This window comes from Arsukibacterium sp. (assembly GCF_033722355.1).
In the GTDB taxonomy this organism is placed as follows: Bacteria; Pseudomonadota; Gammaproteobacteria; order Enterobacterales; family Alteromonadaceae; genus Alishewanella.
Genome location: NZ_JAWVZF010000091.1, coordinates 1 through 10,458, shown reverse-complemented (window position 1 = coordinate 10,458; position 10,458 = coordinate 1). Strand labels below are relative to the sequence as shown.

At 48.3% G+C, this 10,458-nt stretch carries 9 protein-coding genes; 3 read left to right on the top strand and 6 right to left on the bottom strand.

Features of this window, described 5'->3' with window-relative positions:
- Positions 1 to 163: 163 nt before the first annotated feature.
- The 4 genes from R3177_RS09495 to R3177_RS09480 form a co-directional block, all read right to left on the bottom strand.
- Entirely contained in the window at positions 164 to 643 is a 480-nt protein-coding gene (locus R3177_RS09495) for a DUF2489 domain-containing protein (RefSeq protein ID WP_318970798.1), read from the bottom strand.
- Positions 643 to 1,191, bottom strand: coding sequence for a Der GTPase-activating protein YihI (gene yihI, locus R3177_RS09490; RefSeq protein WP_318970797.1), 549 nt, complete (start codon positions 1,189 to 1,191; stop codon positions 643 to 645). The genes R3177_RS09495 and yihI overlap by 1 nt, the downstream gene beginning before the upstream one ends.
- A 31-nt stretch (positions 1,192 to 1,222) precedes the next feature.
- The gene (locus R3177_RS09485; protein ID WP_318970796.1) at positions 1,223 to 1,885 is read right to left on the bottom strand and encodes a methyltransferase domain-containing protein; all 663 of its coding nucleotides are present in this window, start codon (positions 1,883 to 1,885) and stop codon (positions 1,223 to 1,225) included.
- Between the two features lie 588 nt (positions 1,886 to 2,473).
- The gene (locus R3177_RS09480) at positions 2,474 to 3,100 is read right to left on the bottom strand and encodes a c-type cytochrome (protein ID WP_318970795.1); all 627 of its coding nucleotides are present in this window, start codon (positions 3,098 to 3,100) and stop codon (positions 2,474 to 2,476) included.
- 181 nt (positions 3,101 to 3,281) lie between these two features.
- On the opposite strand from R3177_RS09480, the gene yihA reads away from it, so the two are divergent.
- On the top strand, positions 3,282 to 3,911 hold the full coding sequence (gene yihA / locus R3177_RS09475) for a ribosome biogenesis GTP-binding protein YihA/YsxC (protein ID WP_318970794.1): 630 nt from the start codon (positions 3,282 to 3,284) through the stop codon (positions 3,909 to 3,911).
- 447 nt (positions 3,912 to 4,358) lie between these two features.
- Here the strand turns inward: yihA and polA are convergent, their stop codons facing one another.
- Positions 4,359 to 7,154: a DNA polymerase I gene (gene polA / locus R3177_RS09470; protein WP_318970793.1), complete on the bottom strand. Its 2,796-nt coding sequence runs from the start codon at positions 7,152 to 7,154 to the stop codon at positions 4,359 to 4,361.
- Positions 7,155 to 7,751: 597 nt separating this feature from the next.
- Between polA and R3177_RS09465 the strand changes: the two genes are divergently transcribed.
- Positions 7,752 to 8,144, top strand: a complete 393-nt coding sequence (locus R3177_RS09465; RefSeq protein WP_318970792.1) for a c-type cytochrome — start codon at positions 7,752 to 7,754, stop codon at positions 8,142 to 8,144.
- Between the two features lie 165 nt (positions 8,145 to 8,309).
- On the top strand, positions 8,310 to 10,163 hold the full coding sequence (locus tag R3177_RS09460) for a diguanylate cyclase domain-containing protein (protein WP_318970791.1): 1,854 nt from the start codon (positions 8,310 to 8,312) through the stop codon (positions 10,161 to 10,163).
- Positions 10,164 to 10,169: 6 nt separating this feature from the next.
- Here the strand turns inward: R3177_RS09460 and R3177_RS09455 are convergent.
- Positions 10,170 to 10,458 (bottom strand): 3'-5' exonuclease (locus R3177_RS09455; RefSeq protein WP_318970790.1); only part of this gene is annotated, 289 nt, incomplete at its 5' end.

The window sequence follows — 10,458 nt, the reverse complement described above, 5'->3', positions numbered from 1 at the left end:
GGCAAATATGCTGATATTATTGCCGTGCCGGGCGATCCGTTACAGGATATCAGGCTGATGGGCGACGTCAGTTTTGTTATGAAAGCGGGAAAGATCTACAAGCAATAGACCCCGGCCAGCTGCCGCATTGCAGGCGGCAGCACAGTGTCAGTCGAGGTATCAGTTAAACTGGCTGAAAACGTTGCAACAATTTATTGGTGTCAGCCATAATCTGCGCTGTTAAGTCTTGCTCTGCTTGCAGCCGTTGCTTGTCTTGGTCTTTCGTCGCCTGCTTGCTCTGCTGTTTGCGGGCCTGGTGGGTTGGCATATCTTTTACCACCTGATACATCTGATAGATACCAGGATAGTCAGTTGTCAGCGGCCCCTGCTGATTCTCCGGCAGGCGGTTAAGCAACACCCATACTCTCAAAGCACCCTCAGACAGCTCGCACTGCCCGGCCGCTACCGCTTTGCAGATAGTATAAATGCTTTGCTCAACATAAAGCTGGTTCTGCCGCTGTTGTTGCTGTTGCTGCTGTACCAGCTGCGATTGCCGTTTTGTCTGACGCTGCAGCAACCACAGCAGTTTTCCGGCATAAAAGGCCAGGCCAGCGATGATAATCAGCGCAACGACAATAAGTATTATCAGCCAGGGGTTATCCATTAATCCTCGTCACCTAAAATAGTCTTACGCCAGTCTGTACGCTCGAACTGGGCCAGCGGATCTTCGTCGTCAGTTTGCTCTGTCAGGCCTAGTTGCTGTAGCAATTGCTCCAGTCTGGCAGTCTTAGCATTGAAATACTTTGCATCTTTACCGGTCAGCACTTCATTATTTTCCACCCGCTCCAGCAACAGCTGTAACTGTGGATCATTTTCAATCATGGCCAATTCATCAGCCGCACTCAAAGTCGGCATTGTGGCCTTACTTAACCTGGCCTTTGGCTGCATGTCGGGCTTTAACGATGGCGCCGGTGCCGGTTCAGGGATCAGCGCTATCGGTTTTTTACTACCGGTTCTGGGATCTTTCGGGCCGCTGTGTCCAGATTGCTGTTCAGGTTTAAGTTCAACCATAGCGTTACGGCTGCCGGATTTTTTACCTGCACCTTTTTTCTTGGTTTCTTCTTTGGGTTGCCGCAGTTTACGAGCTTCTGCTGCAGGCAAATGGCGTTGACCATTGTTGCCGGTACTACGGCTTTTCTTTTGACGCGTCATAACAGGTTACCTGTAAAAAAGGGCGCATATTTTAACCAGTTTTCTGCAGGATCACCACATCATTTGTGACAAAGTCCGCAGTCATTTTGGATCTGGCTGCCAGCCAGCTGAATGTGTCCTGGTGAAAAAAACTGACATGGGTCGGGTCGTTTTTATAATGCCAGGTGCTGAATGCGGCTAAAGTGGTATAACGTTTGGTCATTATTGCCAGTAAACCCGCCGGTTTGAGTAAACGCAACCACAGCTGCCATTCATATTGCGGTTGAACAAAATGCTCTATCGCTTCACTGCAGCAGATAAAATCGTATTTTTGGTTTAATACTGCTGGAACATCGGCAAAGTAAGGATCCCATACCTGCATTTCCTGACCTGCCTCAGTCAGCATTTTTGCCAGCAGTGGGCCTGGCCCACAGCCAAAATCAAGACCAGTATGGCCAGCTGAACGCCCCATTGTGGCTAATCTGGCCAGTAAAGGCTCACTCAGCCGGCTCAGAAACTGACGGTAGCCATTGTCCTGTACATCATTATTATGCAGCAGATACTGAGCATACTCTGCCTGGTTACTGAGCAAACTGGCGCGGTCAGCAAAAACCAGAGCACAGCGATTGCATCTGAAGTAGCACCGGTGCTTATCCCGGTGATAAAAAGCCGGAGCGTGTGCCTGACACAGAGGGCAGTGAGAATTGGCAGGCATTACTGTAGTTAACCTCTGAACAGTAACCGATACTGACATAGCATTATTGTAAAAAACAAAAGGGCGATAAGATAGCCTTATCGCCCCGTATACGTGTGTCTAGGTGGACACTTCTCTCAATTTCGCTAAATCATCCTGATGCGTTTACAACGACCCTGTTATTACAAGTTCCCTATATTGTTGCTTATCTTCCCTGTATAAAATTTTATTCTTTACGACCTTCCTGGTACTTTCTTAATCATCCATGAGCGTCTTGCAACGCTATGCATCTTCCTGATGCCAAATTCAATGTAGCTGTATCGCTACCAACTTCCTTGCCGCTCGCGCAATTCCCTGTTGTTGTTTGTTACTAAACGTAACTCGCTTTAATGTACTCTGATCTGAGCAGATGGCAAGTCTCTGTTGAAAAAAAATGCAGATTTATTGACTGATTATTTAAGTTTCTTATTTAAATCAGAAAGTTATTCTATATATGAAATATCGAAAAAAGTTCAATATTTTTTTAAATAGCAAAATGCTTACGAAAATGTGAGATAAATCGTACAAAAAGCAGGAAGCTGACGGGGCCTTAACCCCGCCAGCAGCAAATTAGTGCAGACCGCCCAGATATTGTGACAGCACTTCAATGTCTTCATCGGTCAGTTTGCCGGCAATGTCACGCATCATGCCATTCATGTCATTGGCCCGGGTGCCAGCGCGAAACTCTAATAAAGTTGCTTTAAGATAAGAGGCATGCTGACTGGATATTTTGGGGAAACCCGCCAGGCTGGTGCCCACACCGCGTGGGCCATGGCATGCGATACAGGCGGCAATACCACGCTCTTTATCGCCACCACGGTATAACTGCTGGCCTCTGGCAATCACATCTTCCGGAGTAGTGCCGCTGCTCATGTTCTGAGAGGCAAAATAAGCGGCCAGATCTTTCATATCCTGATCGGACAAGGTGGCAACCATACCAAACATAATGGGGTTGTTGCGGCCCTCTTTACCGGCTGTTGTCATGCCCAGTTTATAGTCAGTCAACTGTTTATAAATATATTCAGCATGCTGGCCAGCAATTTTGGGATAAATATCGACCATGCTGTTACCGTCAGTACCATGACAGGCTACACAGGTGGTCGATTTCGCTTTGCCTGCTTCAGCATCGCCGTCAAAGGCATGAGCTGTACCGATTAAACCGATTAACAGCGTCAGTGGAAGTACGAGTTTTTTCATTTTATATCCGTCTCTGTCCGCATTAAACCGCCAGCAAACTGGCAACCAAGTAAGTTTATAAGAATTAGTGTCGCCATTTTACACGAAACTGTCCAAAGTAAAATCCCATCTGCGTTGCAAAAGCTTCTTCCGATCCGCCAGATCCGTTACAATGAGCGAAATTTAACTGCCGGAGCAGGCTGTGCATAAAGCAAAATTCAATTACCAACAAGCGACATTTTTAACCAGCGCACCGGATATTAAAGCTTTACCGGCAGATACCGGTATCGAAGTTGCTTTTGCCGGCCGCTCTAATGCAGGTAAATCCAGTGCATTAAATACGCTGACCCGGCAAAATAGTTTAGCCCGAACCAGTAAAACGCCCGGACGCACCCAGCTTATCAACACTTTTGTCTTTGCTGAAAATAAAAGACTGATTGATTTACCCGGCTACGGCTTTGCCAAGGTCCCGCTGGCGGTAAAAGAAAAGTGGCAGAAATCACTGTCGCAATATCTGGAGCAACGCCAGAGCTTGCAAGGGTTAGTCGTGCTGATGGATATTCGCCATCCGTTGAAGGATCTGGATCAACAGTTAGTGCACTGGGCAGTGCACAGTGAGCTGCCGGTACTGATTTTGCTAACCAAGGCCGATAAGCTTTCACCCGGCGCCCGTAAAAAAACCTTACTGGAAGTGCGGCAGGCCGCCCTGGCATTTATGGGAGATGTTACGGTACATATGTTTAGTTCGTTGACGAAAATAGGCATGACGGAATTTGAACAGACACTGGATAACTGGTTCAGTGCTGACAGCAACGAAAATACAGCAGATTGAATTAAACGGCAGCGATAAAAAAACCGACACTACTGGGTGTCGGTTATAGCAATCGGGGAGAAGCTAATAATTTAAATCAACAGGGTGTCTTATCGCTAAGACCACAACATTATACAACAAAACCCGCCGCTTTAAAGTATTTACTCTAAAAAATATTGCTTAATTTCAGTTTTGTCCGGTAGGGTTCAGCTGTTTTAGCAAATTACAGATAAAAAAACGCCCCGCTGCAAAACAGCGGGGCGGCTAAATAAGCCTACTTTCTATAGCCTGCCGTAATGGCATGGCGCCGAAAGATAGAACATCTTACCTCTGTACCCTACCCGGCAAATTTTAGCCACTTGGTTAATAATTGCAAGTTCTTTTATGTAATAAAACTACAAAAAACAAAAAAAAGCGCAATTTAAGTCTTTTGGTGTAATTAAATTACCTTTCAACCAGGTCAGGTCATTAATGTGCCTGATCCCAGTTATCACCGCTGCCCGCGTCAGCGACCAGGGGGACATTTAAACTGGCGGCACTTTCCATAATGCTGACCAGTTTTGTTTGTGCTGCCGCTAACTCAGTTACCGGCACTTCAAAGACCAGTTCATCATGCACCTGCATAATCATTTTCAGGCCATCGTCTGGCAGGCTGCTTAACCAGTTATCGACTTTGATCATCGCCATTTTAATAATGTCGGCCGCAGTACCCTGCATTGGTGCGTTAATTGCCGCCCGCTCGGCTGCTTTCTGCCGCCCCATATTTCGGGCGTTAATATCGGCTAAGTAAAGCCGGCGACCAAACAGGGTTTCAACATAGCCAAGCTCATGGGCCTGTTTACGGGTATCTTCCATATAGCGCAGTACCCCCGGGAACCGGTCAAAATAGCGGTTAACGTAACTTTGGGCATCACTGCGGCTAATGCCCAGTTGTTTGGCCAGACCAAAGGCTGACATGCCATAAATAAGCCCGAAGTTCACCGCTTTAGCCTGGCGGCGCTGTTCACTGCTGACATCATCAAGCGCCACACCGAATACCTCTGCAGCTGTGGCTTTATGCACATCTAAACCTTTGGCAAAAGCCTCGAGTAATGCTTTGTCTCCGGAAAGGTGCGCCATAATCCTTAATTCAATTTGCGAATAATCGATGGCCAGAATTTTTTTACCGGCCGGTGCGATAAAGGCCTGGCGGATCCGTCTGCCTTCTTCACTACGAATGGGAATATTCTGCAGGTTTGGCTCGGTGGAGCTTAGTCTGCCAGTCGCGGCAATCGCCTGATGATAAGAGGTATGCACCCGGCCGGTTGCCGGATTAATGACTTTGGGCAGCTTATCGGTGTAGGTCGATTTCAATTTGCTTAAGCCGCGGTGTTCTGTAATGAGTTTGGGAAACTCATATTCCAATGCCAGTTCTGCCAGTACCTCTTCGGCAGTTGACGGGGTGCCACCCGGCGTTTTTTTCAATACCGGCAAGCCCATCTGATTAAAAAGTATTTCCTGCAACTGCTTGGGCGATGCCATATTGAATGTTTGTCCGGCCTGCTGATAAGCCTGCTCTGCCAGCTCATCAATCCGTCTGGCCAGTTGCTGACTTTGCAGTTGTAATACCTTGCTGTCGATCAGCACGCCATTTCGCTCTATTTTGCTCAGCACTGACAGCAACGGAACTTCTATTTCGGTGAGCACTTTCGCCAGGCCCGGCTCGGCCTTAATTTTTGGCCATAACGTCTGATGCAGCTGGAAAGTAACATCGGCATCCTCTGCAGCGTAAGGTGCCGCCTGCTCCAATGCAATCTGATTGAAACTCAGTTGTTTGGCACCTTTGCCGGCGATATCTTCAAAACTGATGTTGTTGTGCCCCAGATACTTCAGCGCAAGGCTATCCATGTCGTGGCGGCTGGCAACGGAGTTAAATACATAGGACTCGAGCATGGTATCGAAACGAATACCTTGCAGTTTAATGTCGTAGCGAGCCAATACGCTGGCATCGTATTTCAGATTCTGGCCAACTTTTGCTTTATTATTGTCCTGCAACCAGGGTTTCAGTGCTGCCAGTGTCTCGTCTCTTTTTAGTTGCTCCGGTGCCCCGACATAGTCATGAGCCAATGGCAGGTACCAGGCCTGACCCGGTGCAACAGCAAACGACATGCCGACCAACTCAGCCTGCATATAATCCAGACTGGTGGTTTCGGTATCGAAAGCGGTAAGTTCTGCGTTATCCAGAATACTGAGCAGTTTGGTAAACTGCTGCTGGCTGAGAATAGTCTGATACTGACTGCGATCGACCGTCGGGGTCACGCCAGCAGAACTTTGCATTTGTGATGCCGCATTCTGATCGTCAGCGGTGGCAGTCTGGGCATCGCTTTGTAACTCAGGTGCTTTTTCCTGAAGAATCTCTGCCAGCCAGCGCTTAAATTCACACTGACGATATAAATCTGCCAGTTGCTGAGGGTCGGCTGGCTGGATCGCCAAATCATCCAGCTGGCAGTCAAGTTCGACATCGGTTTTTATCGTTGCCAGCTGATAAGATAATTCCAGTTGCGCTTTATGTTCAGAAAGCTTGGCGGCCATGGTTTTGGCACCACGAAAACCCAAATCTGCAACTTTATCCAGTTGCTGATAAATGTTTTGAATTGACCCCAGGCCCTGCAGCAGTGCTGCCGCTGTTTTCTCTCCAACGCCGGGCAGCCCCGGTATGTTGTCGGCTTTGTCTCCCATCAGTGCCAGATAATCAATGATGGCTTGTGGTGCTACGCCGAATTTGCTGACAACAGATTCAGGATCAAGCAGGGTATTGGTCATGGTGTTAATCAGAGTCACGTGACTATCCACCAGCTGGGCCATATCTTTATCGCCGGTAGAAATTAGGGTATGGCGACCTGCGGCACTGGCCTGGCGGGCCAGGGTGCCAATAACATCGTCAGCTTCAACACCGTTAATACAAAGTAGCGGCAGGCCCATGGCCCGCACTATCTGATGGATCGGCTCAATCTGACTGCGCAGATCATCCGGCATCGCAGGCCTGTGCGCTTTGTATTCACTGTACATGTCGTTGCGAAATGTTGGCCCCTTGGCATCAAATACCACCGCCATGTGGCTGGGGTTATATTGCCGTAACAGGCTTTTCAGCATATTGATCACGCCATAAATAGCCCCGGTCGCTTCTCCCTTTGAATTAGTTAAGTGTGGCGGTGAATGATAGGCACGAAATAAATAGGAAGAACCATCTACTAATATCAATGGATTTTTCGGGATATAAACCATGGCTGAACAGTCCTGCAGAAATTTTCTATAGCATGCCACAGCCGCAGGGCGACAGCCACAGTTGCTGATGCTTCAGCAGAAGCGGTTGGAACGGATAAGCTGTGGATAACTTTGTGTAAAACTAATAGCAGACAACCACTCATTTAAGAAAATGATGGGTATGCTTATGTTGTAACTATATGATTTATATATTAAACGAGGGAAAAACGCGAACGCCCTTGTTGTTATTATTTTTACATCCACTTTGTGGAAAAACTTTCTACGGGGTCGGGGGAAGTGCAACAACCTGGTCATTCCCTGACTGAGTAGGTCGGTAAGACTACCACAAACTGTGCTGTTGCATAGCGCTTGTTTTAAAAAATTTAGCTATTAAAAGTTAGTGACTAAAGAAGCTAAAAGCATAAAGCAGAGCAGGCAGGGCTTAGCAGGCTACTCTGCCAGGGCCTGATCCCTGGATTATCTGCAACCGTACCTGCTGCAATTGGCATTGATTAATAAAACAGCAATTCAGATCGTTATTGCAGTCTTTTAATTGCGTCAGCTTGCAGGCTATAATGGCCGCAAGATCATTCTGCCTTAAGCTATGGGAAACTTTTAATGAAGAAACTAACTTTTGCGCTGGCTTCGTTACTGCTTGCGGTTGGCGCGACTGCCAGTACAGACAACAACGAAGAATTAGCCAAGCGCATAGCGCCGGTAGGACAGATATATATTGCTGGCCAGCAGACCGAAGTGGCTGCAGAGGCCAGTGGCCCGCGTTCTGGTGAGCAGGTATATAACGGTGCCTGTATTGCCTGCCATGGGACCGGTGCGCTGAACGCACCTAAACCGGGCAGTGCTGACTGGAAACCTCGGATTGCCCAGGGCTTTGATGTCTTATTAAAACACTCTGTTGAAGGTTTTAACAATATGCCGGCAATGGGTACCTGCGCTACCTGTAGCGAAGATGAAATTGCAGCAGCCATTCGTTTTATGATTGATGGCGTGTAAGACATCAGCGTGTCAAATAAAACAAAAAGCCGTGCATTGCACGGCTTTTTGTTTTTCAGAGCAAGAATGTTGCTGGTGTGTTTGTTAGCTAAGAGCTTCCATGTGGCGAAACTTTGTGCATAATAACTATTAACCTAACGCCAGCAGAAGCAGGGCAGAATTAAGTTGAAGCTAAACGGATCAAAACTCCAACTCTATAAAGCCAAGGCACGCCGGCTGACGACGCTGATTGGCCGTTACCGGCAGGCGTATACCATCCAGGGCGCACTGTTAAAGCTATCAGAACTGGCAGGTACGATCAGCGATATGCGGGAATTCTATCCGGCTATTCACAAGATGGTGTCAGAGTTACTGCATGCTGAAAACTTCTATGTGGTGTTATATGACACCAGCAGTGACAAATATCAGTTGCAGTACTTTTCAGATGAGAAAGATCAGCAGCTGATCAAACAAGTGCCTTCCACGGCGTTTTCAAGTGGTCTCACCGGCTACGTAACCAAAACCCGCAAGCCATTACTATGTGACAAAAAGCAATTTGATGCGATGGTAGCTAATGGCGATATTCAGGCGCAGGGTTCTGAATGCACCCACTGGATGGGCATTCCGCTGTGGCGGGACGCTCAGCTAATCGGCGTGATGGCCATCCAGACTTACGATAATGACTATCGCTATGGTGATGAAGAGCTGGCAATGTTTATCAGTATCGGTGGTCACACTGTTACTGCGCTGGACCGGGTAAAAAGCCGCGAGTTACTGGAGCTCACCGTCCAGGAGCGGACTCAGCAACTGCAGCTTATCAACCAGTCATTACAGAAAGAAATTAAAGAACGGACGAATGCCGAACGGCTGCAGGTGGCGTTGTATGAAATTTCGGAGCTGACAGCCAGCAGCCGCGATATGCAAAGCTTTTATAAAGCAGTGCACAAGGTACTGTCAGGTTTAATGTCGGCAGACAACTGTTATATCGCGCTGCTTAATGCTGACCAGAGCAAACTGACCTTTCCTTTTTATCTGGATCAGTATTCGCCACCGGCGCGGGAACGGCCCATCAGCCGTGGCTTTACCGAATATGTCATTCGCTGTGCTGAAGCACGGTTAATTAATAGCGATGCGGCGGAGCAACTGGCAGCAGAGGGCGAGATCCGCCGTGGCATGGCTGACCCGCTGCAACGAGCCCGCTTGTCTTCCTGCTGGCTGGGCGCGCCCCTGATGATAGATCAGCGGGTGATCGGCGTGATTGCTGTGCAATCATACGATAACGCCTATGAATATACCGAGCAGGAGCTGAGTATACTGCGCTTCGTCTCGCAGCATATCGGCGTTGCAATTCAGCGTAAGCTGGCAGCAGAGAAGCAAAAACAGCATCAGGAGGAGCTTGAGCGTAAAGTGTTTGAAAGTACCCGCGAGCTGCGGCAGACAAATTTATTTTTGCGTCTCCAGGTAGAGGAGCGGAAAAAAGCGGAGCAAAAACTATTTTACGAAGCGAATCATGATTTATTAACCGGTCTGGCCAACCGCCAGATGTTTCTGGAGCAGTTAAAGCGTCAGTTTGCCATTTATAAGCGTCAGCCTGAAGTCGGCATGGCCTTGCTGTTTCTGGATTTAGACCGGTTTAAACTGATTAACGACACGCTCGGTCATCATATTGGTGATGCATTTTTAATTGAAACCAGTAAACGGATCTTAAGTGCCGTCCGTGATCACGATTTAGCAGCCCGCCTCGGCGGTGATGAGTTTGTTGTACTGCTGCAGAACCTGCAGGGCGAACATGACGCAGAAGATGTGGCGCAGCGGATTATAGAAAAAGTACGTGAGCCTTATTATCTGGAAGGGCAGCAGGTAAATTCCGGCGTCAGTATCGGTATTGCCTTAATGCAACCGGATTACAGTAACGGCGAGCAGTTGCTGCGTGATGCTGATGCCGCTATGTATCACGCCAAGGCGCTGGGCCGTGGCCGCTATGTGATCTTTCAGGACAACATGCGCGATCAAATGTTGCGTGCTCTGGGTGCAGAATAACAACGATCAGTTTTTTTTCAGCATCTGCCGTAGCCGCTCCAGATGGGCCTGCCCGGTTTGCTGGCGTTGCTGCTCGGTTTTCACCGGTGCGGTCTGTTGCCACTCTAAATCGTCCTGCGGTAATTCATATAAAAAGCGACTGGGTTCCGGCCTGATCACCTCGCCATACTGGCGGCGTTCTCTGGCGTAGGTAAATACCAGCTCGCGCTGAGCCCGGGTCACCCCGACATAGGCCAGCCGCCGTTCTTCTTCGACATTGTCCTCGTCGATACTGCTCTGGTGCGGTAATAAACCT